Raw genomic sequence first — 25,013 nt, forward strand, 5'->3', positions numbered from 1 at the left:
GCCGGGGATAGGCGACATCGGTGACATCCCGGTGAACGAAGCCGGCTAAAGCGCGTCGCGTCGAAACGGATTCAGGCGACGCGCTTTACAGCGTCGCGGCGAATCGGCTTCGCCCGACCCGCTGTAAGCTCCTGATTTTATGCATGTCGTCTTGCCCAAACCGAGCTCACTTTGGGCGACATGCATTAGCGGTTGGATGGCGATGCGGGTCAGATGCGCTTCGACAGCCGGCGGAACCAGGCCATCGCAGGCATTTCGACCAGGCGCCATGTCAACCACGACACGGCGATGGTGGCGGCGAACATGACGACGATCGCCACGGTCCCCGTCCAGCCGGCGCCAAAGCCGGTCGCGGGCTCGCCACGCAGCACGATGTCGCCAACCAGGCCGAGGCCGAGTTTGCGCTCGACCAGCCCGGCGACATTGATCAGGCGCGCCTGAACGAAGATGTGGACCATGTAGATCGAATAGGACAGCGCGCCGAGCGTCAGCATGAACGGCGTCCTCAGCAACGCGCTGATCCAGCCGCCTTCATGAGCGAAGAGAAACAGCGCCAAGGCGAACACCAGGGGCGCGGCAATGCCGGCGTCATTGTCGCCCGCCAGCGAGACAAAGAGAGCGATGACGACCACCATGACGATTTCGGCAACAGTCCAGCTCATCCTCGGGCCGTTTGCGGCCAGAACCTGTCGCGCTCCTGCAATGGAATCATGCTGAAACCAGGCCAGCAGGGCGCCCAGCGAGAAGCCGTAGAGGCAGCGGATGAAGCCGAAATCATAGGACACATCCATATGATGCGTGGAGAAGCCGAGCAGGAACAGCGGCGCGGTGACAGCGGCGGCGACCAACCATATCCAGGCGCGCGCGCCGGCGACGAAGACCACCCCGGCAAACAGGAGATAGGCAAAGAACTCGGCCGAGATGCTCCAGCTCGGGGCGTTCCAGGTCAACCGATCCTCGAAGCCGACACCTTGCAGCAAAAGGAGATTGGCAGCCAAGCTCCTGAGGTCGAAGCCACCGGTGAAAGGAGCAGCGCCCGTGCCATGCAGCTGCGGCAGCACGAGCCGCAGCAGCTCGAAGGCGGCAAAGGCGGCAAGCATGACCAGATGCAGCGGATAGATGCGGCCGAAACGGACTAGCACGAAGCGGCAGACCTCCTGAGTGCGGCCGAGCCGATCGGCATAGCTGGAGGCGATGACGAAGCCGGAAAGGACGAAGAAGAAGTCGACGAAGAGATAGGACGAACCGATGAAGCTGCTCTGCGAGATCGTCGAGGCGGTCGGGAAATGAAACAGCGCCACCAGCAGCGCGCAGATGCCGCGCCACGAATCGAGAACCCGGAACCGATCGCCGGCGATCGTACCGGTGTGGGTCGACACCACGGCATCCGACGGATTAAGAAACGCGGTCTGCGTCATGATGATACAAGTCCTGTCTTGCCGTGGCACCCGGGCGGCGCGCTTTCGTCTCCCCAAGCCGTGACTGGCATCTTCCATGCCGGTTCTGTAGTTGTTGCACCCCGATGAAAACGAGGACCCGTAATGGCGACCAACACCATCGACCATGCCTTCACCGCCCGCTCCAAAACGGGTGGCGCCCTCGAGCCGACCTACTCCGGCGCGCTGTCTTTCATGCGGCGCAAATACACCAAGGACGTGAAGGGCGCGGATGCGGTGGTGTGGGGCATTCCCTTCGACGCCGCCGTCACCAACCGACCGGGCGCCCGGTTTGGGCCGCAGGCGATCCGCCGCGCCTCCGCGATCCTCGACAACGACCCGCAATACCCGTTCTCGCGCGATCTGTTCGAACACCTTGCCGTGGTCGATTATGGCGATTGCCTGCTCGATTCGGGCAACCATCAGAAGACGCCCGGCACGATCGAGCGCGAGGCGGCCAAGATCCTGAAATCGGGCGCCTTCCTGCTGACGCTCGGCGGCGACCATTTCGTCACCTGGCCACTGCTCAAGGCGCACGCCGCCATCCACGGACCGCTGGCCTTGGTGCAGTTCGACGCCCATCAGGACACATGGCCCGATGACGGCAAGCGCATCGACCATGGTTCCTTCGTCGGCCGCGCGGTCAAGGAAGGCATCATCGATCCCGATCGCTCGATCCAGATCGGCATTCGCACCCATGCGCCCGACACATTCGGCATCAAGATTCTCCATGGCCATGAAATCGAGGAAATGCGCGCCTCCGACATCGCCTACGCGATCGTCGATCGCACCGGTGGCAAGAAGACCTATCTGACCTTCGACATCGACTGCCTGGATCCGGCCTATGCGCCGGGAACCGGCACGCCGGTTTCGGGCGGCCCGTCGTCGGCGAAGATCCTGTCGACGCTGCGCCAGCTGAACCAGGTCGATATTGTCGGGGCCGATGTCGTGGAGGTTGCGCCGGCCTACGATCACGCCGATATAACGGCGATCGCCGGCTCGATGGTGGCCATGCAATATCTCGGTCTGCTGGCCGAGCGAAAGGCCCGGCTCGAGGAGCTGAACAACGGCAACCACAATGGCGCCACGGTCAATCATGGCAACGGCATATAGTTTCGAGATATCAGGGAATTTGATCAGGCAATGAAACCGAAAATCTTCATCGATGGCGAGCACGGCACCACCGGCCTCCAGATCCGGGCGCTGCTTGCCGAGCGCGGCGATTTGGAGATCATTTCCATCCCGGTCGAGCGCCGCAAGGAAACGGCCGCCCGCGCCGAATTCCTCAACGCCGCCGATATCGCGATCCTATGCCTGCCCGACGATGCGGCCAAGGAAAGCGTCTCGCTGATCGCCAACGAAACCACCAAGGTCATCGATGCGTCGACCGCGCATCGCGTGGCCGAAGGCTGGGAATATGGCTTCGCCGAACTGGACAAGGAGCAGGCGAAAAAGATCGCCACGGCCAAGCGCGTCGCCAATCCCGGCTGCTGGCCGCAGGGGCCGATCGCAACGCTCAGGCCACTGGTCACCGCAGGCCTGCTGCCGGCCAGTTTCCCGATCGCGGTCAACGGCATTACGGGCTATTCGGGCGGTGGGCGCCCGATGATCGAGGATTATGTCGCCAAGGGCGAGGACGCTTCGGAATTCCTGCCCTATGGCCTGACCCTGCAGCACAAGCACGTGCCGGAATTGAAGGCCTATGCGAAGCTGTCGCATGATCCGATCATGCAGCCGGCGGTGGGCAATTTCGCGCAAGGCATGATTACGGTGGTGCCGTTGCAGCTCGGTGGCCTCGACCGCGTGCCGACGGGTGCCGAACTTCACGCCGCCATTGCGGACCATTTCGCCGCGATCCAAGGCGGCGTGGTCGAGGTGGCGCCCTATACGCATCTGGAACGCGTGCCTGACATCGATCCGGAGATCTACAACGGCACCAACCGCATGAAGGTCTATGTCTTTGCCAACGACAGCAGAGCCCAGGCGCTGCTGCTGGCGGTCTACGACAATCTCGGCAAGGGCGCTTCGGGTGCGGCCGTCCAGAACATGGACCTGATGCTCGGTCTCTGATGGATGCACCAGCCTTTCCAGCGCGCTGGAAGGTCAGCGAACCGGAACTCATGGCCGAGACCTTTTCGAGCGGCATCTGGAAGGTGCGGCTCGAGGACGGCTCCCCAGACCGCCAGGTGCATATCGCCGTGGCCCAGGCCAGGCTCGATGCGCTCAAGGCCGCTGACAGGGTTGCCAAGGCAAATCAGGACCAGGCGGCCAAGCCGACCAGGACAAATCGGCACCATCCGCCGCCGCACTGCGTCAGGCTGAATTCGACGGCGAGAAGACGACCCAGTCGAACGAATTCTGGATGTGATCGGCTGCACTCAACGTCCGACGGCAATCTCGTTGGGTAAGGGATAGGCGCCCTTGGTGCCGCGCCAATGCGCGGCGGCAAAGCCCAGCACGACGAGCGCGAAAGCCTGATGGGTCAGCGCCATGTGCAGTGGCACCTGCATCAGCAGCGTACCAATACCGATCGAAGCCTGCACCAGCACTAGAACGAACAACAGTGTCGCGCGTCGCGCATGCGTTGAGCCGGGCAGACGCAGACGCGTGGCGATCATGTGCCAGAGCGCGACGGCGAAGACCGTATAGGCGCCAAGCCGATGGATGAACTGCACCGTTTTCGGACTTTCGAAGAAATTGCGCCACGCCGGCTCGAGCACGAGCAGATCGCCGGGAATGATCCGGCCGTCCATCAGCGGCCAGGTGTTGTAGCTCATGCCGGCGTCGAGACCGGCAACCAGGCCGCCGAGATAGATCTGGACCAGCGCCAGAAGCACGATGAAAGCAGCCAGCCGCTGCGTCGAGCGATCGGCCGCGGGCTCGGAATGCGGCGCAAGGCCACGCGCGACGACCATGGTCGCGGTAAAGATAAGTGCCGCCAGCGTGAGATGCGTCGCCAGCCTGTACTGGCTCACCGACACGCGGTCGACCAGGCCGGACGCCACCATCCACCAGCCGATGGCCCCCTGCAGGCCGCCGAGAAGCAGAATGCCGACCAGTTTCGGCCCAAGGCCGCGCTCGATGCGACGCGTCGCCCAGAAGACCAGCAGCGGCAAGGCAAAGACCAGGCCGACGCTGCGCGCCAGCAGGCGATGCGCCCATTCCCACCAGAAGATCGGCTTGAACGCCTCGACGCTCATACCCTTGTTGAGTTCGGCGTATTGCGGGATCTGTTGGTAGCGCTGGAATTCCTCCTGCCACTCGGCGTCGTTGAGCGGCGGGACGACGCCATGGATCGGCTGCCATTCGGTGATCGAAAGGCCGGATTCGGTCAACCGCGTGGCGCCGCCAACCAGCACCAGCGCGAACAGCACCAGGAGCACGACATAGAGCCAGCCGCGCACGAGTGCCCGGTTGTGCAGGTCGCGGTCGCGGGCCTGATAAGGCGCGGCGGCGGTGATGGCGGCCATGGATATGTCCCGGCAGGTTGAATGTCGCGGATTGGTGAACCATCGCACTCCTGCTGGCAAGGCCGCGCAGCGCGGCACGCCGTCGCGCCCGGTGTCGTGGGTTGCGCGTGCCTTGCGTTGGGCCTAAGCGGTAGCCATCAACGAGGCCAAGACATGCCCATTCGCCTGAAAAAACTGATCGGAATGTTCCTGCTGTTGGCGCTGGTCATCATCTACGCGCTGGTCGCCTCGATCTTCGCCGTCGCCCGCCTGTCGGAATCGGGCGCACTGGTGCAATTCCTGTTCTTCCTCGTCAGCGGCCTGCTCTGGGTGCTGCCGGCAATGGGCATCATCAAATGGCTGATGCTGGAGCCGCGGACTAAGCGCTGAAGCCCTGCCCAGTCATGCCTTACGTCAGACTGTAACAAGCATCTTGCCGGCATTGGCGAGCGGGGTCGTCACGCCCGACAGCATGGTGCGGATGTGGGCGAGGCTCTGGTAGCGGCCATTGACCGAAATGCGCGGCAAGGCATGCAGGAAGCCGGCATGTTCGGCGCGCAGCACGCCGTGGCGGGTGGTCACGGCGGAGGCATAGCAGGCGTCGCGCGCAAAGCCCACTTCGCGGCAGCCGACGGCGCTCGCATAGCCATAGGGATAGGCGAAATGGCGCGGCTCCTCGCCAAGTCCGGTCCGCAGCATGTCCTTGACGGCGCCGATCTCGCGCCGCGCATCGGCCTCGGAAAGCCGCTTCAGATTGCTGTGGCTGATCGTGTGGGCGCCTATCGTCACCAGAGGGTGCGCGGCGACGGCGCGGATCTCATCCCAGTTCATCAGCGTGCGCAGGCGCGGGGCGTCGGCGTCGACACCATGCGACGCGGCGAGACCGCGCAGCACGGTCCGCAGGTCTTCCTCGCGGACCTCGGTGGTGAAATAGGCATGCAGGCGGGCAATGGCCTGATGTTTCCTGGCGGGGGTCCCGCAATCGATCACCGCAGGGCCGTTCGATGTGGCCAAAGTCAGGCGGTCGCATGCATTGACGATATCCTCCACCACATCCCACCAAAGGTGGGCGGAGCCATCGATCAGCCCGGGCGCCACATAGATGGTGAGCGGCGTGCCATGCTTTTCCAGCACCGGCAGGGCCTCGGTCATGTTGTCGCGATAGGCATCGTCGGCGGTGATGGTGGCGAACCGGCCGCCCTTGCCGCCTGCCTCGATACGCTCCACCGCTTCATCCATCGAAACGAAGGCATAGCCGCCCGCTTTCATGTCGGCGATCACGGCATCGAGGAAACTGGGCGCGATGTTGAGGTGCCGGTTGACGCTGTCGGGCTTTTCGGGCGTCGCCGTCACGCGATGCAGCATCAGGATGGCGCCAATGCCGCCGACAAACGGCCTGGCCAGCGGTGCGAGGCCGGTATAACGGGCGACGTTGAGCGCCAGTTTCCGGATTGCCTCCTCACCGTCGATCATTCATTCACCTTTTGCGCCTAGGCTAACCAAGCACGGAATACGCCCGAGCGCGCCCCAAATCGGGATCAATACGCCTTAAGGATTGAGGTATGGTTGACGCAACCGCGTCATTTGATGGCAAGCGGCTCGCGGCGAGCCAGGCCTCGCCACGCACGCTACCCAGAAATGCCGCGGGGCCGTTGGTTTCCATTGCCGCCGCCGAGGGGCTCGCGGCATATGCGACGTTCTGTCGTTCGGCGCTCTATGCTCCAGCGCAAAGTGCGGCATGGGTGTTGAATTGGGCCGCCGAGGTCAGGCCCGATCTGCTCATTGCCACGCTGGAACTGGAGGGCAAGCCGGCCTTCGCACTGGCGTTGGAGGTGGTCAAGCGCGGCCCGTTGCGGGTCGCCCAGTTCATGGGCGGCCGCCACGCCAATGGCAATTTCTGCGCCGCCGAGCCGCAATGGCTGGCCAGCGGCGACCTCACGGCCATCCGATCGATGCTCGCGGCGATCGCCAAATTCCGGCCCGACATCGATCTCATCGCGCTGGAAAGACTGCTGCCCGATCTCGACGGCATCGCCAATCCGCTGGCATCGCTCGATCACTTCGCCAGCCCCAATCTTTCGCTGGCCGTCGACCTCAGCGGCGGATTCGATGCGCTGCTGCTGCGCGCCAGCGGCAAGCGCAAACGCAAGAAGCATCGTTCGCAGACGCGCAAGTTCGGGGCTGTCGGTAGCTACCGGCGCATCGAGGCGAGCAGCGACGGCGACGTGGAGAGGCTGCTCGACGCGTTCTTCGATATGAAGGAACAGCGCTTCCGCAAGATGGGCATCGCCAACGTCTTCGGTGACGACCGGACACGCGCCTTCTTCCGCGGGCTGTTCAAGCAAGCACTTGCCGAGGACAAGCCTTGCTTCGTGCTGCACGGGCTGGAAGTCGCCGGCAAGCTGCGCGCCGTCACTGGAGCGAGCCGCTCGGGCAGGCGGCTGATCTGCGAGTTCGGAGCGATCGCCGAGGATGATCTTGCCCACACCAGCCCGGGCGACTTCCTGTTCTTCGACAACATCCAGGATGCCTGCCGGAGCGGGTTCGCGGTTTATGATTTCTCCGTCGGAGACGAGCCTTACAAACGGTTATGGTGCGATATCGAAACCCGGCATTTCGACGTCCTCGTCCCACTGACGCTCAAGGGCCGTGCGCTGGGACAGGCGCTTCGGCAGGGCGCGCGGCTGAAGGCCTTTGTCAAGAACAGCCCGACAATCTGGAAGCTCACCAAGCTGCTGCGCCGCAAGGCCGTTGGACAGACAGCGCCCGTGCCCACGGAAGACGAAAACTAGCCCCAATACGCCAACAGGATATTCGATGTGACGACGCAGGAACTCGAATAGACCTGATGGGCCTCTGAACAGCTGTTATCTCAAGCAGCCGAACGCCGCCCCGGCACCGGATTGCCTGGCGGCTCGTGGCCGAGCGGCGTCACCAGCGTCAGGTCGGGATAGCCGCTCTCGATCAGCTTGACCGCGGCCTGCGTCACCTCGTCGTCGGCCTCCAGCATGGACAAGAACACCTCGGTGGCCTCGCCGCCCAAACGGCTGATGCCTTGTGCATCGGCCGGCCCGCACTCGACCACCACCAGATCGTAGGCTGTTGTCAACGACTGCATTATGATCGGCAGCCGATCGGCGGCACGCATGGCACGGACCGGATCGGCGGTGCCGACGGGGATGACATGGCAGTCGGAATAGAGGTCGCCATGGATCACGTCGCTGAACTGCGCCTGCGACGCCAGCAGATTGGTGATGCCGGGGAAAAGCCCGCTGTCCAGCATCGGGCGCGAGGCAGCCCCTGAGGCAGTGAGGTCGAGCAGCAGGACGCGCAGTCCGGCGTCGGAAACCTCGCGCGCCACCAGGATCGCCGACGCCGCCGCTTCATCGCCCTCGGGGGAAACGAATATGGCGCGCGCGGCCCCGCTGGCGATCAGCTTCTCGGCTGCCTTCTCGACGTCGATCTCGCCGAGCACGGAGCGCGGCCGCCGAACCTCCACGGGTTCCGGCTCAGCCGTGGGCTCAGGCTCTGCCAAGGGTCCAGATTTGGTCAAGGGTTCAGGCTCGACGATAGGCTCCGCTTTGGCGACGGGCTCGACCTCGGCGGCGGGCCGCGGCTGGGCCGGTGTTTCGGTGACCGTTTCGGGCCATGATACGTCGGCGGTGCGAGTGGCGCGCTCAGTGGCGACAGCCGGTTCGAGGCGGGTGGACGGCTCCTGATAGGCGGCCGGCGGCATCGTCACCTCGTCGATCGGCTCAAACCGCGCGCCCCTGGCCGGGCGCATGGCACGGCCCGAGAAAAGCTCCCGCAGCAGCGTGAACACGGCCGCCAGCAGAAGGGAAGCCGCGGCGGCAGCACCGACGATCGGCCCGACCTTGGGGAAGTATGGCTCTGCGGGGACCGAAGCCGGTGAGGCGATGCGGGCGTCGACCGGGATATAGTTGCGATCCTGACGCGACGCCGCCTCGCGATAATTGGTCAGGTAGAGTTCGAGCTGCTGGCGCTTGGCGGCGGCATCGCGCTGCAGCGCGTCGAGACCGACCTGCTGCTCACCGGCCTGCGCCGAAGCAGCCTTGAGTGTGTTGACGTCGGCGACGAGCTGGCTTTCGCGCGCCTTGGCGGCATCGGCCTGCATCGCCAGGCCCTTCATGATCTTCTGGGCTTCGCTGCGGATCTGCGCGTCGAGATCGGTCAGTTGCGATTTGGCCGCGCGAACACGCGGATGATTGTCAAGCAGCGTCGTCGACAGATCGGCGATGTTGGCGCGCAGCTCGACCTGGCGCTCCCGCAAGCGCTGGATCAGATCGGAAGACAGCACTTCCGGCAGCGAATCCAGCGATCCGCCGTTCTGCAGCGCCTTGCGCACGCTCTCGGCCGTGCCTTCGGCCGCGGCCCGGTTGGCCCGCACCCGCGACAACTCGGTCGACAGCTCGGCCAATTGCTGGGTGGCCAGGGTGGAATTGTTGCCGCCCATCAGGAGGTCGGACTGCGAGCGGTAAGCCGCGACCTTGGCTTCGGCATCCCTGACCTGCTTGGACAGATCGGCGATCTCGGGCGCCAGGAAGTCGGCGGCGGCGGTGTTCGATTCGCTCTTGGCCGCGCCCTGCCCCGCAATGTACGCGGCGGCAATGGCATCGGGGATGGCGGCCGCGAGCTTCGGAACTTCCGAGGAGAACTCGATGGCAATGATGCGAGTCTTTTCAACGCCGTAGACGTTGAGCTTCTCGCGCATCTTCTTCAGGACACGTTCATCGGCCGGAACATCCATCGGGTCGTTCTTAAGGCCAAGCAGGATCAGCACGCGACTCAGCGACGACATGTTGATCGTCTCGTCAAACTCGGGCAGTCGCGACAGGCCGAGCTTCTGCGCGACCTGCTTGAGGATCTCGTTGGACGAAATTATCTGGACCTGGGTGGCAACGCCCTGCTCGTCGAGGATCGGCTTGTCGCTGTCCGGATTGCTGCTGGCGGGCCGCGTGTAGACCGATTCTCGCGGGGCGATCTCCACCTGCGTCTGGGCCTTGTAATGGCGGGTCGCGAACGACGCAGCCACGAAGGCAAGCCCCGTCACCACCAGAACGAAGACCAGAATCCGCAGCCAGTTGCGTCCCAGGCTGGCGAAGAGCTGCCTAAGATCAACGTCGACGTCTGCGGCCGCGGATTGAACGGACATGCATCCCACTCCGAAACTGGATCAGCATGCACCGTAAACAACTATGGTAACCCAGCCGTTAAGATCACGGTAAGCTTCCGTTAGGATTTTGCCGGGGCCGACAAAAAAATCGATAAAATAGCAAAACCTTGCCTGCTAAAACGCTATTGGCGCGCTCCTTTACCGGCCATTAACCCTAACAGGATGATAACGGACCCGATCCCAGATGTTTGCTGCGACATCGCAGCGGCCAGTCGAAGGTACCTGTCCGGTCATGAAAAGCACTGCTTCCCTGTTTCGCGCACTGCTTGCCGTTTCGATGCTCGCCGGCTGTTCCAGCTACCGGCCGACGCCGGCCGCCTTCCACGAGGTCCTCGAACAGCCCTATCGCCTCGGCGCAGGCGACCGGGTCCGCGTCACTGTGTTCGAACAGGAGGGCCTGACCAACAGCTACAGCGTCGACCAGTCCGGTTATATCTCCTTCCCGCTCGTCGGCGCCATACCGGCACGGGGCCATACCGCGCAGCAGATGGAAAAGGAGATCGCCGACAAATTGCGGCAGGGCTATCTGCGCGACCCCGACGTCTCGGTCGAGATCGATCGTTACCGGCCGATCTTCGTCATGGGCGAAGTGGGCGCCGCCGGCCAGTATTCCTACGTGCCCGGCCTGACGGTGCAGAAGGCCATCGCCATTGCCGGGGGCTTCACGCCACGCGCCAACCAGGAGAGCGTCGACATCACCCGCGATATCAACGGCAAGGTGATAACTGGCCGTGTGGTCACCTCCGATCCCCTGCTGCCGGGAGATACCGTCTACGTCCGCGAACGTCTGTTCTGACAGACACCTCGTGGCGGACAAGCTCAGGATCGTCCACTGCTTTCGCTCACCCGTGGGAGGAATTTTCCGGCACGTGCGCGACCTGGCGGAAGCGCAGGTCGCCGCCGGCCACATGGTCGGCATCGTCTGCGACTCGACCACCGGCGGTGAATTCGAGGAGCGTCTTTTCGGGCAGATGGAGGACGTGCTGGCGCTAGGCATCCATCGTACGCCAATGCAGCGTCACGTCGGCCCGGGCGACCTCGCCTCGGCCCGGCGCACCTACAGGATCATCAAGGAATTGCGGCCGGACGTGCTGCACGGACATGGCGCCAAGGGTGGCGCCTATGCCCGTCTGTTCGGCTCATTGTTGCGGGTATCAAGGTCTCGCGTAGCCCGCCTCTATTCGCCGCATGGCGGCTCTCTCCACTATGACGAGAACACAGCCACCGGAAAGCTGTTCTTCGCGCTCGAGTATCTCATGGCGCGCTTCACCGATTGCCTGCTGTTCGTCTCCGACTACGAGCGGCGGACCTACCGCAGGAAGGTGGGTGAACCGCCGATCCCGAACACGCTGGTCTACAATGGACTTCGCACCACCGAATTCGAGCCGGTAGCCGCCAGGGCCGATGCGGCTGATTTGCTCTATATTGGCATGATGCGGGACCTCAAGGGCCCGGATATCTTCATCGATGCCCTGGCCGCCGCCGCTCCCCGGCTCGGCCGCGCACCGAGTGCGGTGATGGTCGGCGACGGCGACGACCTGCCCCGCTACCACGCGCAGGTGAAACGCCTCGGGCTTGAAGACAATGTCCGTTTCCTGCCGCCAATGCCGGCCCGGGAGGCCTTTGTGCTGGGGGCGCTCGTCGTCGTTCCTTCGCGCGCGGAAGCCATGCCCTATACCGTGCTGGAGGCACTTGCCGCGGCAAGACCTGTTATCGCGACCTCGGTCGGCGGCATACCGGAGATTTTCGGTTCAAGCTCCCCCGCCCTGATTCGCCCGGATCCGGCCGAGCTCGCCGACAAAATGAGCCAGGCGCTGGGTGACCTTGCCACCTATCGCCGATTGATGCCTGACGAATCCACGCTCAGGGCGCGCTTCGGCGCCGACGTCATGGCCGCCGAAATCGAGAAGGCCTACTTCGCCGCGCTCGAAAGTTAGCTCGGGCCCTTCCAAAGCCACAGGTTGTTTCAAGGGTTTCTTAGCTCTCTTTTGCTAATCACCCTGGGAAGCTTGCGGACTGTTCCATGAACGAGATCGACCCCGCGCACCGCTTTTCATCAGAAGCGGTGCGTCACTTCGACGGGCCTGCCGATGGCGACAAGCCGGGCGGCATGAACGACGTTGCCCGGCAGGTCGCGTCGCAATACCGGCGCGATACGATGTCGCCGATCATGGTCAGCGGCGTGCTGCGCATGGTCGAATTCGCGGTGCTGTTCGTCTCGGGGCTCGGCGTCTATTTCTACTATGTCGGTTTCTTCAATTATCTCGCCTGGCAATATCCGCTGACGATCGCCGCCGCATCGTTCCTCGCCGTGGTGCTGCTCGATGTCACCGATTGCTACCAGGTGGTGTCCCTGATGCGGCCGATCGCCAATTTTGGGCGCATCCTGCTGGTCTGGGCCGGCACCTTCGCGCTGATGGCGCTAACAGCATTCGCCATGAAGATGTCGCAAGACTATTCGCGCCTGCTGTTCGGCACCTGGTTCGTCGTCGCCTTCGTCTGCCTCTTCGGTCTCAGGCTGGTGATGTCGAGGCTGATCCGGCGCTGGGCGCGCGATGGCAGCATGGAACGGCGCGCCGTCATCGTCGGCGGCGGCAAGGCGGCGGAAGTGCTCATCCGCTCGGTGGAAAAGCAGCCTTACAACGACATCCGCATCTGCGGCATCTTCGATGATCGCAGCGACAAGCGTTCGCCATCCCTCGTCGCCGGTTATCCCAAGCTCGGCACGATTTCGGAACTGATCGAATTCGCCCGCATTGCCCGCATCGACATGCTGATCGTGTCGTTGCCGCTAACCGCCGAATCGCGCGTGCTGCAATTGCTGAAGAAACTGTGGGTGTTGCCGGTCGACATCCGGCTGTCGGCGCATTCCAACGCGCTGCAATTCCGTCCGCGCGCCTATTCTTACATCGGTTCAGTACCGATGCTCGACATCTTCGACAAGCCGATCAACGATTGGGATTCGGTCGCCAAGCGGGCCTTCGACATCATCTTCAGCCTCATCGGCATCGTCGTGTTCTCGCCTGTCATGCTGGCCGCCGCGATCGCCATCAAGCTCGACAGCAAGGGACCGGTGCTGTTCAAGCAGAAGCGGCATGGCTTCAACAACGAGATCATCGAGGTCTACAAGTTCCGCTCCATGTACACCGACCGGTCGGATCCGACCGCCAAGCAGACGGTGACCAAGAACGATCCGCGCGTCACCCGCGTCGGGCGCTTCATCCGCAAGACCTCTGTCGACGAACTGCCGCAGTTCTTCAACTCGCTGCTGGGCTCGCTGTCGCTCATCGGTCCGCGCCCGCACGCCATTGCCGCGCAGTCGCACAACCTGCTCTACAACGAGGTGGTCGACGGTTATTTCGCGCGCCACAAGGTCAAGCCGGGGGTCACCGGCTGGGCGCAGATCAATGGCTGGCGCGGCGAGATGGACACCAATGAAAAGATCCGCATGCGGACGGAATACGACCTCTACTACATCGAGAACTGGTCGCTGCTTTTCGACCTGCGGATCCTGTTCCTGACGCCGGTCCGGCTCTTGAACACGGAAAACGCCTATTGAGCGCGATCAGCCATGATCTGCCGCGTGCGGCGGTCAACGCCAAGCTGATCACGCTGATCTCCTCGAGCGCGGTCGTGCTCGGCATTCTTCTGTCCGGCTTCGTCATCAGCGAGCCGGCGCCTTACGAAATCTACATGGCCGCGCTGATCGCCATCTGGGCGCTGTTCGGCCTGAGGATATCGCGCGCGGCCATGCCGCTTCTGGTGCTGCTGGTGACGATGAACATCGGCGGCACGATTTCCATGACGCAGATGGCGGATCTCGCCAACACCCCGCTTTATCTTGCCGTGTCGCTGTTTCTCGCTTTCAGCGCGGTGTTTTTCGCATCGGTTACGGCCACGCAGCCGAACCTCTACCGGCTGATCTTCAATGCCTATGTCGTTTCGGCGGTGGCGACGTCGCTGCTTGGCATAGCGGGCTATTTCCACGCCTTCCCCGGTGCCGAAATTTTCACCAAATACGACCGCGCCGCCGGCGCCTTCCAGGACCCGAATGTGTTCGGGCCGTTCCTGGTGCTGCCCGGCATCTATCTGCTTTATTTGCTGCTGACGGGCCCAGTCACGCGTATGCCGCTGCTGGCTGTGCCGCTGCTGATCATCAGCGCCGGCATTTTCTTCTCCTTCTCGCGTGGTGCCTGGGGCATGTTCGCGGTCTCGGCCATCCTGCTCACCGGCTGCCTGTTCCTGCAGAGCGCCAGCGGCATGTTCCGGCTCCGGGTGGTGATCATGACGATCGCCGCGCTGTCGCTGCTGGCCATCGCAATCATCATCATCTTGCAACTGCCCGGTGTGTCGGAGATGTTCTCCAGCCGCGCGCATCTGGAACAGAGCTACGACACCGCACGCCTGGGCCGCTTCGCCCGCTACACGCTCGGTTTTCAGATGGCGATGGAGCACCCATTCGGCATCGGGCCGCTGGTCTTCGGCACGATCTTCGGCGAGGACACACACGACATCTGGCTGAAGATGCTGATGGACTATGGCTGGCTCGGCTTCGTCTCGTTCCTGACGCTGGTCGTCTGGACGATCTCAGCCGGATTCCGCATCCTGCTGCGCGACCGGCCGTGGCAGCCTTACCTCCTATGCGCCTACGTCGCCTTCATCGGCAATGTCGGGCTCGGCACCTTTATCGACATCGACCACTGGCGCCATATGTATCTGCTGCTCGGCTTGATCTGGGGCGCCATAGCGCTCGAATACCGCCATCAGCGGCTATTGCGGCCGGTATTGCCGGGTCCACCAGCCATCACATCGGCACCGGTACGATTAACGCCGAATTTCGGTTGACCCGAGCCGGGTTATCACGATACATCGCGACCGGTCCGGAGTGTAGCGCAGCCCGGTAGCGCACTTGACTGGGGGTCAAGGGGTCGTCGGTTCGAATCCGGCCACTCCGACCATTTTATGCAGGACTTGTCCCCAAAAGTCCGCCCTGCCGCATCACCCAATTTTCGAATCGCCTGTTCCTTTGCCCGCCGGCTCTGGATTGGATCCGGCGCTACGCTTGGCACACATCGACCCACTCGGCACCGGTAAGATCGGCCATGCGCTGTGGTACAATCCGGACAGCGGCATTGGTGGCGCCGGCGGCGGGGACGACTTCGTCGAATTGGCGCAGCGAGACGTCGCAATAAACCGGCAGCGGCGACGGCAGGCCGAACGGGCAGACGCCGCCGACCGGATGGCTCGTGGCAGCGACAACCTCTTGCGCGTCCAGCATGCGCGGCTTGCCGCCGAACTGGTCCTTGAACTTGCGGTTGTCGAGCCTGGCGATGCCGCTGGTCACGACCAGCATGGTGCGCTCGCCGACGCGAAGACAGATCGTCTTGGCGATCTGCGCCGGCAACACACCATGCGCCTCCGCCGCCAGCGCCACTGTCGCCGAACTTGATTGCGTGACGACGACCTCGATATCAGGCGCGCGAGCCGCGAAGAAGGCACCGACGGAATCCAGGCTCATGTCGAAAAACTCACGGTTCAGACCCGCTGCACGGCGGATGCGTTTGGCGCGGATGGATGCCGCGTATGGACACGTGCGATCTGCAAATCGGCAAGTTCTGCAAATCGGCAAGCCCGGCCTGCAGGCGAACGCCATGGCATCCACAAGAAACCCGCCAAGCGACCTTGGCGGGTTTCTCGCGCATGCCCTGGCGCCGATTCTATGCCTGAGGCCGGCCTTGTGCGGCCAGCGTCGGTACGGCGGAAGCAATAGGAGCATCCTGCGGCAGACGAAGCGCGGACGCAATACGACGCAGCTTCGCCGGGTCGGCCGCCCGGCCGCTCTCGATATCCTCGATCTCTTCGACCGAGAGGCCGCAGGTCAGCGAAAGCGCTTCGAGGCTGTACCCGCGCGTTTCCCGCATTGCCCTGAGGGCGTTGTAGTCCGGTCCGATCTCGTTGGCTAATGGTTCGGAGGGGGCGTGGCTTTTTGCATTGTTGGGCATTGGCAACTCCGTTGGCTGAAAGCGTTTGATCAAAATGGGATGTTGCCTGAGACGAGCAGGAAGATGCCCTCTCGCCAGCGATTTGCCAAGCGCCAATCTGGCCGTCACGGCATCGTGACCCGGATGCCCATGGGGCTGCCACGCCCTGTCCCGATCAAGTTGTTTTGAACGCGCGAGCGGGTTTTGCCCGGCAGTTTCGCCCCACCCGTTCGTTATCTCGACGTCGCTGGCGTGAAACCATTCCTTCCGGCCAGCCTTTCCCAAAAGGATACTCCAATGAACCTCAAGACACCTCTCCTCGTGCTCGGCACCATTTCCATGCTTTCCGGCATCGGTGTGGCCAGCGCGCACGCGGCGGACACATTGCGCGTGCGCGGCACGGTGGTCAGTTTCGAGCCGTCGCTGCTGACCGTGAAAACCCGTCAAGGCGACACGGCCGCGATCAAGCTGAAAGACGGCTGGAAGCTTTCAGGCGTCGCCAACGCATCGGTAAAAGACATCAAGCAGGGCGATTTCGTCGGCATCGCCTCCGTCTCCAAGGCTGACGGCGGCAGCGGCGCGCTGGAAGTGGTGGTCTTTCCAGCGGCCTTGAAAGGCACTGGCGAGGGTGATCGCCCCTGGGACCTGGAGCCGAACAGCCGCATGACCAACGGCACCGTCGCGGACGTCACCGACATAAACGGGCGTGCCGTGACGCTGACCTATGACAATGGGCAGACGAAGAATATCTCGATCCCCGACGGCACGCCTGTCGTGACTTTCGCGCCGGCCGCCCCGACCGATCTCAAACCAAGTGCGACGGTCTTCGTTACCGCTCAGCGCGAGGCGGACGGCACGCTGAGTTCCAGCCGCGTCGTGGTCGGAAACAATGGTGTGATCCCGCCCATGTAAGCCAAAGCAGCCGGCTTCGGCCCTAGCGATCATGGGGCAGGAAGCCGGTTCCTGGGAAACAGTTCAGAAACAAGATTCTACAATCGGGAAATACTGACGAAAAAATTCGGGAGCGTAATTCCGTTCGCGGCGGTCGGGATATCGGCCCGATCGTACCTGCTTGCAAAAAAGGAAACGATCCAATGAAGAAATCCCTCCTCTCGGCCCTCGGGCTTGCAGCTGCAATCGCTTTCGCGGTGCCGGTGGTCGGCGCGACAAGCGCGGACGCGGCCTCAATGGCAAAGCATCATCACCATCGTCACCACCATCATCACCGTCACCATCATCGCCACCACCATCATCACATGAAGAAGATGGGCAACAAGGCCTAAGCACCGCAACGAGAAGACCAGCCCTGGCTTCTTGTCCAAGGCTGGTTTTCTCCTGGTCACAATGCCAGGCCGGGACTACTGGACAAACCCGGCCATCGCCGCGGAAATCGAGCGGCTGTGGCGGATCGATCGATCCGCCTTTCTGCACCGGCAGCACAGCGGTGCCGTGCGCCTCTACGCCGACGCGCTTCGGCCAGATTCCGGAGCGGTATCGCAAACCGCTGACGTCAATGGGAATAGCGGCCGCGCCGGAGGGCGAGCCGCCATTTTCTCTCTGGAAATTCTTGGGTAGCAGTCAGCGCCGGCTGAACAGCAGGCTGGCGACCAGACCGAGTACGACAAGGCCGACCGCTGCGGCCGCCGCCGGATGTTCGCGTGCCGATTTCTCGATCACCCTGCCCTGTTTGCGGATTGCCGGCATGGCATCGCGCAGACGCTCCGCAAGATCCGAATACGTATCAAGAGCAGCATCACGGCCGTCTTCATAGTAAGCGCCACCCCGCTTCGACACTGCCTTGCGCAACGCGGCGAGTTCCCTCGAGAGAGCCGCGACCTGCTTTTCGAGGTCGATGTCCGAAAGGGTCGAAAATGATGCCATCATGCGTTTCCTTGTCTTGCAGAAGGAAACGTAACGCCTCACCCCAAAGCGAGTTCCAGTTTCGAGGCTTTAAAGCGCTTCGCGGCGGTCAGCGCACCTGGTCGAGCAGGCGCTTGCATTCCAGGAGGTCAAACAGCGCTTCCTGCAGCAGCGCGCGGTTGTCACGCGAGAGCTTCGACGCGTCCGGCGCAACCGGACCTTCCTCGTCGCCCTTGCCCAGGCCGAAAAAGCGGCGGCTGGGCTTGACCCTTGGCTGGCCAACCAGTTCGTCATCTCCGCCGCGCGGTTGGGCTGCCGGCGTCAGCGGCACCTGATCGGCCTGCTTGCGCTGCGAGATCGCCTCGACGGCGGCCATGTCGCCATTGCCGATGGCGACCAGGAAATGATTGCCGTTTTCCCGCAGCAGCTTTTGCACGCCCTTGATGGTGTAGCCCTGGTCATAGAGCATATGGCGGATGCCCTTGATCAGTTCGACATCCTGCGGCCGGTAGTAGCGGCGGCCGCCGCCACGCTTCATCGGCTTGATCTGGTTGAAGCGCGTCTCCCAGAAACGCAGCACATGCTGTGGCAGGTCGAGATCTTCAGCGACCTCGCTGATGGTGCGGAAGGCGTCAGGGCTCTTGTCCATGGGCGAAATCCTCACGCTGGCGTATAGCCCGGAACGGTGCTCAGACGAGATCCCGCTCAACAATGAGCAGAGCTTGCTCCGCAGGTGCGGAATCGATCATAAGCCAGAACACCCATCCGGCCATGCTGCCGAATCGGGTCTTATTTCAGCGGTTTGTGAAGCAATATTCAAGTCCGCCGTTGTCGCGGAGCCGGTTTTCAACCGTGCAATGGAGGCTATTTGCCGCCCTTGGCCTTGCTGTTCTGGTGGGAACGCAGGATGCGGTTCTTCAGGACGTTGGACGATTTGAAGGTCATCACCCGGCGCGGCAGGATCGGTACTTCCTCCCCGGTCTTGGGATTGCGCCCGATCCGCTCATTCTTGGAGCGGACATGAAATGTCGCGAAGGACGACAGCTTCACCGTCTCGCCGCGCACGATCGCTTCGCAGATTTCATCCAGCACCGCCTCGACGAGTTCGGCGGATTCAGTGCGCGACAGACCGACCTTTCGGTAGACGGCCTCGGCAAGGTCGGCGCGCGTAAGTGTCTTTCCCCCCATGCGACCGTCCCATCAGCTCAAACATAAAATCGGCACAACAACGGCAGAGCCTAAGTAATTGATCCGGCAAGGTCAAGGACCGAAACCGGACCGTTCTGCACTTACCAGCGAACCAGAACGGCGCCCCAGGTGAAGCCGCCGCCCATCGCCTCCAGGAGCACCAGATCTCCCTTCTTGATGCGGCCGTCGGCGACGGCCACCGACAGCGCCAGCGGTACGGAAGCAGCGGACGTGTTACCGTGCAAATCGACGGTCACCACCACCTTTTGCTCAGCTATCCCGAGCTTTTTGGCCGAAGCGTCAATAATCCGTTTATTGGCCTGATGGGGCACGAACCAGTCGAGATCGTCGGCGGTAATACCGGCGGCCGAGAAGGTCGCCTCGATGACATCGGTGATCATGCCGACCGCGTGCTTGAAGACCTCGCGTCCCTCCATGCGCAGATGACCGACCGTGCCCGTCGTCGACGGTCCGCCGTCGACGAAAAGCTTTTCCTTGTGCGAGCCGTCGGAACGCAGGCTGGCCGCCAGGACGCCGCGATCGGCGATCGTGCCGGCCCCCTCACCGGCTTCCAGAACGACCGCACCGGCGCCATCGCCGAACAGCACGCAGGTCGAGCGATCGCTCCAGTCGAGGATGCGTGAGAAGGTCTCCGAGCCTATCACCAGCACGCGCTTTGCAAGGCCACCGCGGATGTAGAGATCGGCTGTCGTCACCGCATAGACGAAACCCGAGCATACCGCCTGCATGTCGAAGGCAAAACCGTGCTGCATGCCGAGCCGGTTCTGGATCTCGACCGCGGTAGCCGGGAACGTGTTGTTGGGGGTCGAGGTCGCCAGTACGACCAGATCGATATCGCCCGGGGTCAATCCCGCATCGGCAAGGGCGGCACGCGCCGCGGCCTCGCCCAGCGAAGCCGTCGTCTCGTCATCAGCCGCGATATGGCGCTGGCGGATGCCGGTGCGCTGAGCGATCCACTCGTCGGAGGTCTCGACCATACCTTCAAAATCGGCATTCTTCATGATGCGGCGGGGCAGCGCGGCGCCCGTGCCGCGCACAACTGATCTGATCAAAATTCTTTCCTATTCCCTTGCGTCGGTAACGACGTCGGATTTCCTTGATGTCAGGGCATGCGGGTTGCGCGCATGAAACAGGTCGAGGTCGGCCTCGATGCGATCAAGCAGATTGTTGCGCACCATGTCATAGCCGAGTTCGATCGCCGCGGCGAAACCGTCCGAGTCGGCACCGCCATGGCTTTTGACGACGATGCCATTCAGCCCCAGGAAGACGCCGCCATTGGAGCGGCCGACATCCATCTTTTCGCGCAGGCGGTCGAAGGCGCCCTTGGCGAAGACATAGCCGATCTTGGCCATCAGGGTGCGGCTCATCGCGGCGCGCAGATAGCCAGCTATCTGGCGCGCGGTGCCTTCCGCCGTCTTGAGAGCAATATTGCCGGCAAAGCCTTCCGTCACCACGACGTCGACCGTGCCCTTGCCGATATCGTCGCCTTCGACAAAGCCATGGTAATTCATCGAGGCCATATTGGCTTCGCGCAACATGCGTCCCGCCTCCTTGACCTCTTCCTGGCCCTTGATCTCCTCCACACCGACATTGAGCAGGCCAACCGTGGGTCGGGCGATGCCGAACACAGAACGCGCCATGCCGGTGCCGAGAATGGCAAAGTCGATGAGTTGGTGCGCGTCGGCGCCGATGGTGGCGCCGACGTCCAGAACCACGCTTTCGCCGCGCAATGTCGGCCATAATGCCGCGATCGCCGGGCGGTCGATGGTCGCCATGGTGCGCAGGCAGAATTTGGACATCGCCATCAGCGCACCGGTATTGCCGGCGGAGATGCATGCATCCGCGGCGCCCGACTTCACCGCCTCGACCGCCTTCCACATCGACGATTTCCAGCGGCCATGGCGCAGCGCCTGGCTCGGCTTGTCATCCATCCTGACCGCGATCTCGCAGTGGAAGAACTCGCTGACCTCGGACAATTTGGGGAATTTGGCGAGTTCCGGGCGCACCAGTTCCTCACGTCCGTAGATGACGAAGCGGATGTCGGGACGGCGGGTCGCGACCGTCATGAGCGCCGGAATGACCACGGCTGGTCCGTGATCGCCGCCCATGGCATCGATGGAAATCCTGATCACGCGGTATTCATCTCACGGTTAGGCGGCAAGTCGTTTTAGTGATCGCAAAGGTTCGGCGAAAATAGCGGTTTTAGGCTGTCGCACAACCGACTTTTCCGTCGCGAGCGAGGTTTTCAGGATTTTCGCAGCAAGGATCGCAGTTTTTGCTGAAATTCATTCTCGGCCGGTCCGGTGTCGTCATCGGCGCCGATCGAGGCGCCGGGCTTGCGCGGATACGGATCGATGGCCAAGCCGAAGAACTGTTCGGCAAGTGCCCCGACATCGATGGTGTCGCCCGAAAATGTCTCGGGACTGTCGGGGCCGTCGGCATCGAGCAGGATTTCGCCGCCACCTTCGAATCCCTGCCGTCCGAGTTTGGAGTCCTCGGGCAAGAGCAGCGCCTCGAACGGCTCTTCAACATGCGCTTCGATGGGGTCGAGCGTGACGATGCAGGCCTGGGTAATGTCCGCCTCGACACGGCCGCTGACCTTAACGCCGTTGCGCTTCCATGACGTAACCAGCAGTTCGGCGCGATAGGCTTCGACCGACAGCAGCCCATGGGCCTCGGCAAGTGCCGCGCGCTGCGCGGCATCGGCCTCGATCACAACCGGCAGCCCTTTGTGCGGCAGACGCGCGACATTGGCGAAAAAGGATACCGGACTTTGCATATCCACGTTTTTCATCGATCAGCCTCCGTTGGCTACGGGAAACGCCACAGTGCCGGCAACGATCGATTCGGTCGGCTGCGCACTCAGTTGCCGGCTGGCGTCGGCGACATACCCGGCCAAACGTGACGCTTCCGGCCAGCCGCCGGCGTCGGGACGGACATTGCGGGCAAGTGCCGCGGTCAGACCGTCATGGTCGTTTCGTTCCAGCGCATCATCAAAGGCGGCGGTGCGGCCATAGAACATCTTCGCCAGCTTCTTCATGCGTTTTGGCACACCCACGTCACCAATGCCCAGTTCCCGCAGCGAATGATCGACGTCGAGAAAGAATTCGTCGATCAGCACCTGTGCGATCTCCTGCGCCACGCCGTCCTCTCCGCGCAAGCGGTGCTGGACCAGGAACATGTGCAGCGAAAGCATCTCGAAACGGCCAAGCGGCGTGTCCGGCACATTCCAGTGGGAATAAAAAACAGTCTGCCGCGCCGCCGCCACGATTTGTGCGTAAAGCGCGTCGGTGATGGCGCGGTTGGCGTGGCGTTCGCGGCCAAAAAGGCGCTGGAACATGGGGATGGTCTCCGGGGACCGTTTGTTGAATTGGCCTTGTTGCATCGGCAAGCAAGCTGGTTTACCGGTTTTGCGGCCCAGCGCAAGTTGCGGCGATATAATGGAGAATTGTTGTTGCGCGCGCTGAATTTCAAGTCGGGTTTCAATTCCAGGGCTGCCGGCGCGATCTCGCTGCTGGCTATCGTAGCGGCGCTGTCGGCATGCCACACCAACAAGATGATCGGCGACCTCAGTCCGAGCGAGACGTTCACGCAAGGCTATGTCCTCGATCAGCAGGCGATCGATTCCGTGCCGGTCGGTTCCAGCCGCGAGCAGGTGCTCCTTGCACTCGGCACGCCGTCGACCACGGCGACTTTCGACAATGAGGCGTTTTACTATATTTCGCAGACGCGCAAGCGCTACGTCGCGTTCGACAAGCCGAGGCTGGTCGACCAGAAAGTGCTGGCGGTCTATTTCGGCCCGGACAGCCGCGTCACCCAGATCGCCAATTACGGCTTGAAGGACGGCAAGATCTTCGACTTCATTTCGCGCACCACGCCAACCGGCGGCAAGGACCAGAACTTCCTCAGCCAGATCATCAACGGCGCCAGCAAGCTGGCGCCCGGCATTCCCGGCGGCGGCACCCCCTGATCCCTAGAATCCTGCTTCCCTGACTTTGGGGAACAGAAATGTCTCAGGCGACCAAAAACCCGTGGGAGCGATCCCACGGGTTTTTGTTAACGGGGCCCGGCTTGCCAGTGATGGGGCAAACCCATATCAAACCGTCAGGCTGGGGGATTTGGACATGAGCAGTGACGACCATGCGATGCCGGTTGGCTGGATGGCGACCGGGACACCCGACCGGCAGACGGTGACATCAGACTGGCTTGCCATCGATCCGCCGTCGATCGATGGCGTCACAATCAAGGAAATCAGGCCGGTCGCTACATCCAACGGCTATCTGACCGAGGTCTTTCGGGATGAGTGGGGACTTGATCCATCGCCTGTCGGCCAGGTGTTTCAACGCACGATGTATCCAGGCGCGGTAACCGGCTGGCATGCGCACAGGGTGACGCTGGATCGGCTCTTCTGCTGTGCCGGCAGCGTCCGCATATCGCTCTATGACGGCCGGAAGGCTTCGCCCAGTTTCGGCACGGTGTGGCACAAGATACTCGGCGCGTTGCGGCCGGCGATCGTCATAATCCCGCCAGGCGTGTGGCACGGCGTGACGGCGCTCGGGCCGGAGATCGCCCTGCTGCTCAATCTCGTCGACAAGGCCTATGCCTACGACGCGCCCGACCATTGGCGCCTGCCACCGGACACCGAACAAATCCCCTACAAGCTGGTGTAGCGTGGAAGGATCGCGCTTGTTCGATGCAACAGGGCAGCGCGTGCCGCTCGTCTCGGTGGTGATCGCCACCCACAATCGTCCCGCAGCCTTGCGACAGACGCTGTTCAGCGTCTTGCGCCAGACGCTGCAGGATTTTGAAATTCTGGTGATCGGCGACGACTGTCGCCCTGAGACACCGGCGATCATCGCCGAATTCGCCGATCCGCGCATCTTCTATATCGACCTGCCCGTCAATTTCGGCGAGCAATCCGGCCCCAATAATATCGGTTTTGCCAGGGCGCGCGGCCGGCTTGTCGCCGTGCTCAATCACGACGACCTCTGGTTTCCGGATCATCTGGCGGCAACCACGGGATGGATCGATGCGACCGGCGCGGATGTCGTCATCGCTCGTGGCGCCATCATCGAACCGGTGCGGACGAGAGACGATGCTCTCAAGACCTCGATTTACGGAATGGGCAAAGACGGTTTTTACGATCCCGTCGTCACGGCCGGATACGGATCGGCACAGGTGGTCAGGCGGGCGTCGCTGGACTGGCTCGGCCCCTGGCGGCCTGCCAGCGAATGCTCATGCGAAAGTTCGCAGGACTGGCTCTTCCGGGCCTGGCGAAAGGGAGCCGTGATCGCGACCATGCCGCACCTGACGGTGCTGAGTATCTTCTCCGGCCAGCGCAGCGGCAGTTATCTCGATGACACGGCAATGGAGCAGGAGGAACTCATTGACCGCATGCGCATACCGGACGACCTACGTGTCAAGGTTCTTGCCGCAGCGGCGGTGCCGTCTCGCCTGAAGAAATCCAGTTATCTGAAACGAAGGGTTTGGGCTGCATGCGGCATTCATCCGAGATCCGTCGAGTTTCGCCGCAAATACCAACGCGGTGCTTTTGTCTCCATGCTTCGAAAGGTACGCGGCCTGCCGCCCATGCCTGAACGGGAGCCGACCGTGGATGATCTGTTGGCTATGTACCGCAGAGGCAGCAAGCGGGAAGAAACCGGAGAATAGCGGCTGTCGCGCACGCGGCGCCCAGATGCCGGACCAAGCGACCAGTCAGCTGACATGAAAAAAACCCGCGGGGATCGCTCCCCGCGGGTCAGACTGCTGACAAACCCCGTCAATTTTGGCGGGGTTTTGTTTTTATGGTTTGAATGGGCTGGTTATTTCGGTGTCGGGACGAATTGTCTGGAGGTTGCCGGTTCGGCCGCGGGTGACGCCTCGC

26 protein-coding genes, 1 tRNA gene and 1 pseudogene are annotated in these 25,013 nt (G+C 62.7%); 14 read left to right on the plus strand and 14 right to left on the minus strand.

The genetic code is table 11. The features are described from left to right. Window positions 1-209: 209 nt before the first annotated feature. Window positions 210-1,418: an acyltransferase gene (locus FJW04_RS25920; protein WP_140717532.1), complete on the minus strand. Its 1,209-nt coding sequence runs from the start codon at window positions 1,416-1,418 to the stop codon at window positions 210-212. 123 nt (window positions 1,419-1,541) lie between these two features. Here FJW04_RS25920 and speB point away from each other — a divergent pair, with 123 nt between their 5' ends. From speB to FJW04_RS30495, 3 genes and pseudogenes are all read left to right on the plus strand, one after another. Beyond that, window positions 1,542-2,549: an agmatinase gene (speB, locus tag FJW04_RS25925; protein ID WP_015318212.1), complete on the plus strand. Its 1,008-nt coding sequence runs from the start codon at window positions 1,542-1,544 to the stop codon at window positions 2,547-2,549. 30 nt (window positions 2,550-2,579) lie between these two features. Further along, window positions 2,580-3,506 (plus strand): N-acetyl-gamma-glutamyl-phosphate reductase, encoded by a 927-nt coding sequence (argC, locus tag FJW04_RS25930; RefSeq protein WP_140717534.1) that lies wholly within the window; start codon window positions 2,580-2,582, stop codon window positions 3,504-3,506. Then, window positions 3,506-3,613: pseudogene (locus tag FJW04_RS30495) on the plus strand (3'-kinase); the annotation flags it as partial. The gene argC and the pseudogene FJW04_RS30495, both read left to right, overlap by 1 nt. Before the next feature lie 201 nt (window positions 3,614-3,814). On the opposite strand, the gene FJW04_RS25940 reads toward FJW04_RS30495, so the two are convergent. Next, a complete protein-coding gene (locus FJW04_RS25940) occupies window positions 3,815-4,906 on the minus strand; it encodes a COX15/CtaA family protein (RefSeq protein WP_140717536.1) in 1,092 nt (363 codons plus the stop codon). 153 nt (window positions 4,907-5,059) lie between these two features. On the opposite strand from FJW04_RS25940, the gene FJW04_RS25945 reads away from it, so the two are divergent. After that, the gene (locus FJW04_RS25945) at window positions 5,060-5,275 is read left to right on the plus strand and encodes a DUF2842 domain-containing protein (protein ID WP_015318215.1); all 216 of its coding nucleotides are present in this window, start codon (window positions 5,060-5,062) and stop codon (window positions 5,273-5,275) included. A 24-nt stretch (window positions 5,276-5,299) separates the two neighbouring features. On the opposite strand, the gene FJW04_RS25950 is transcribed toward FJW04_RS25945, so the two are convergent. Continuing rightward, entirely contained in the window at window positions 5,300-6,358 is a 1,059-nt protein-coding gene (locus FJW04_RS25950) for a polysaccharide deacetylase family protein (protein WP_140717537.1), read from the minus strand. 89 nt (window positions 6,359-6,447) lie between these two features. Here FJW04_RS25950 and FJW04_RS25955 point away from each other — a divergent pair, with 89 nt between their 5' ends. Then, the gene (locus FJW04_RS25955; RefSeq protein ID WP_140717539.1) at window positions 6,448-7,677 is read left to right on the plus strand and encodes a GNAT family N-acetyltransferase; all 1,230 of its coding nucleotides are present in this window, start codon (window positions 6,448-6,450) and stop codon (window positions 7,675-7,677) included. Between the two features lie 80 nt (window positions 7,678-7,757). Here FJW04_RS25955 and FJW04_RS25960 read toward each other — a convergent pair whose 3' ends face one another. Beyond that, window positions 7,758-10,058 carry an exopolysaccharide transport family protein gene (locus FJW04_RS25960; RefSeq protein WP_140717541.1) on the minus strand — a complete coding sequence of 767 codons (2,301 nt, stop codon included), beginning with the start codon at window positions 10,056-10,058 and terminating at the stop codon, window positions 7,758-7,760. Window positions 10,059-10,311: 253 nt separating this feature from the next. On the opposite strand from FJW04_RS25960, the gene FJW04_RS25965 reads away from it, so the two are divergent. From FJW04_RS25965 to FJW04_RS25985, 5 genes are all read left to right on the plus strand, one after another. After that, window positions 10,312-10,875 carry a polysaccharide biosynthesis/export family protein gene (locus FJW04_RS25965; RefSeq protein ID WP_041163468.1) on the plus strand — a complete coding sequence of 188 codons (564 nt, stop codon included), beginning with the start codon at window positions 10,312-10,314 and terminating at the stop codon, window positions 10,873-10,875. 10 nt (window positions 10,876-10,885) lie between these two features. Beyond that, the gene (locus FJW04_RS25970; RefSeq protein ID WP_140717543.1) at window positions 10,886-12,016 is read left to right on the plus strand and encodes a glycosyltransferase; all 1,131 of its coding nucleotides are present in this window, start codon (window positions 10,886-10,888) and stop codon (window positions 12,014-12,016) included. An 86-nt stretch (window positions 12,017-12,102) separates the two neighbouring features. Further along, window positions 12,103-13,638 carry an undecaprenyl-phosphate glucose phosphotransferase gene (locus tag FJW04_RS25975; protein ID WP_140717545.1) on the plus strand — a complete coding sequence of 512 codons (1,536 nt, stop codon included), beginning with the start codon at window positions 12,103-12,105 and terminating at the stop codon, window positions 13,636-13,638. After that, window positions 13,635-14,924, plus strand: coding sequence for an O-antigen ligase family protein (locus tag FJW04_RS25980; RefSeq protein ID WP_140717547.1), 1,290 nt, complete (start codon window positions 13,635-13,637; stop codon window positions 14,922-14,924). The genes FJW04_RS25975 and FJW04_RS25980 overlap by 4 nt, the downstream gene beginning before the upstream one ends. A 36-nt stretch (window positions 14,925-14,960) precedes the next feature. Continuing rightward, window positions 14,961-15,037 (plus strand) — tRNA-Pro (locus tag FJW04_RS25985). Window positions 15,038-15,135: 98 nt separating this feature from the next. Here the strand turns inward: FJW04_RS25985 and FJW04_RS25990 are convergent. After that, complete coding sequence (locus FJW04_RS25990) at window positions 15,136-15,597, minus strand: YbaK/EbsC family protein (protein WP_140617044.1); 462 nt, start codon at window positions 15,595-15,597, stop codon at window positions 15,136-15,138. A 199-nt stretch (window positions 15,598-15,796) separates the two neighbouring features. Beyond that, complete coding sequence (locus FJW04_RS25995) at window positions 15,797-16,081, minus strand: helix-turn-helix transcriptional regulator (protein WP_140717549.1); 285 nt, start codon at window positions 16,079-16,081, stop codon at window positions 15,797-15,799. A gap of 276 nt (window positions 16,082-16,357) precedes the next feature. Here FJW04_RS25995 and FJW04_RS26000 point away from each other — a divergent pair, with 276 nt between their 5' ends. Continuing rightward, the gene (locus FJW04_RS26000; protein ID WP_015318225.1) at window positions 16,358-16,972 is read left to right on the plus strand and encodes a hypothetical protein; all 615 of its coding nucleotides are present in this window, start codon (window positions 16,358-16,360) and stop codon (window positions 16,970-16,972) included. 272 nt (window positions 16,973-17,244) lie between these two features. Here the strand turns inward: FJW04_RS26000 and FJW04_RS30090 are convergent, their stop codons facing one another. The 8 genes from FJW04_RS30090 to FJW04_RS26035 form a co-directional block, all read right to left on the minus strand. Beyond that, a complete protein-coding gene (locus FJW04_RS30090) occupies window positions 17,245-17,382 on the minus strand; it encodes a hypothetical protein (RefSeq protein ID WP_157163662.1) in 138 nt (45 codons plus the stop codon). A 256-nt stretch (window positions 17,383-17,638) separates the two neighbouring features. After that, complete coding sequence (locus FJW04_RS26005) at window positions 17,639-17,941, minus strand: hypothetical protein (protein WP_015318227.1); 303 nt, start codon at window positions 17,939-17,941, stop codon at window positions 17,639-17,641. An 88-nt stretch (window positions 17,942-18,029) separates the two neighbouring features. After that, window positions 18,030-18,569: a MerR family transcriptional regulator gene (locus FJW04_RS26010; protein ID WP_015318228.1), complete on the minus strand. Its 540-nt coding sequence runs from the start codon at window positions 18,567-18,569 to the stop codon at window positions 18,030-18,032. 215 nt (window positions 18,570-18,784) lie between these two features. Further along, window positions 18,785-19,108, minus strand: a complete 324-nt coding sequence (locus tag FJW04_RS26015; RefSeq protein WP_010915609.1) for an integration host factor subunit alpha — start codon at window positions 19,106-19,108, stop codon at window positions 18,785-18,787. Window positions 19,109-19,209: 101 nt separating this feature from the next. Further along, a complete protein-coding gene (locus tag FJW04_RS26020; RefSeq protein WP_015318229.1) occupies window positions 19,210-20,181 on the minus strand; it encodes a beta-ketoacyl-ACP synthase III in 972 nt (323 codons plus the stop codon). Window positions 20,182-20,190: 9 nt separating this feature from the next. Next, complete coding sequence (gene plsX / locus FJW04_RS26025; RefSeq protein WP_140617047.1) at window positions 20,191-21,261, minus strand: phosphate acyltransferase PlsX; 1,071 nt, start codon at window positions 21,259-21,261, stop codon at window positions 20,191-20,193. Window positions 21,262-21,374: 113 nt separating this feature from the next. After that, window positions 21,375-21,923: a DUF177 domain-containing protein gene (locus FJW04_RS26030; RefSeq protein WP_140617048.1), complete on the minus strand. Its 549-nt coding sequence runs from the start codon at window positions 21,921-21,923 to the stop codon at window positions 21,375-21,377. Window positions 21,924-21,926: 3 nt separating this feature from the next. Beyond that, window positions 21,927-22,469 (minus strand): ubiquinol-cytochrome C chaperone family protein, encoded by a 543-nt coding sequence (locus tag FJW04_RS26035; protein ID WP_140717551.1) that lies wholly within the window; start codon window positions 22,467-22,469, stop codon window positions 21,927-21,929. Window positions 22,470-22,583: 114 nt separating this feature from the next. Here FJW04_RS26035 and FJW04_RS26040 point away from each other — a divergent pair, with 114 nt between their 5' ends. The 3 genes from FJW04_RS26040 (at window position 22,584) to FJW04_RS26050 (ending at window position 24,799) form a co-directional block, all read left to right on the plus strand. Beyond that, window positions 22,584-23,099: an outer membrane protein assembly factor BamE gene (locus FJW04_RS26040; RefSeq protein WP_015318233.1), complete on the plus strand. Its 516-nt coding sequence runs from the start codon at window positions 22,584-22,586 to the stop codon at window positions 23,097-23,099. Between the two features lie 154 nt (window positions 23,100-23,253). After that, window positions 23,254-23,799, plus strand: a complete 546-nt coding sequence (locus tag FJW04_RS26045; protein WP_015318234.1) for a dTDP-4-dehydrorhamnose 3,5-epimerase family protein — start codon at window positions 23,254-23,256, stop codon at window positions 23,797-23,799. A gap of 16 nt (window positions 23,800-23,815) precedes the next feature. Beyond that, the gene (locus FJW04_RS26050) at window positions 23,816-24,799 is read left to right on the plus strand and encodes a glycosyltransferase family 2 protein (protein WP_140717553.1); all 984 of its coding nucleotides are present in this window, start codon (window positions 23,816-23,818) and stop codon (window positions 24,797-24,799) included. Window positions 24,800-25,013 lie beyond the last annotated feature (214 nt).

This window comes from Mesorhizobium sp. B2-7-3 (assembly GCF_006440715.1).
Taxonomy (GTDB): domain Bacteria; phylum Pseudomonadota; class Alphaproteobacteria; order Rhizobiales; family Rhizobiaceae; genus Mesorhizobium; species Mesorhizobium australicum.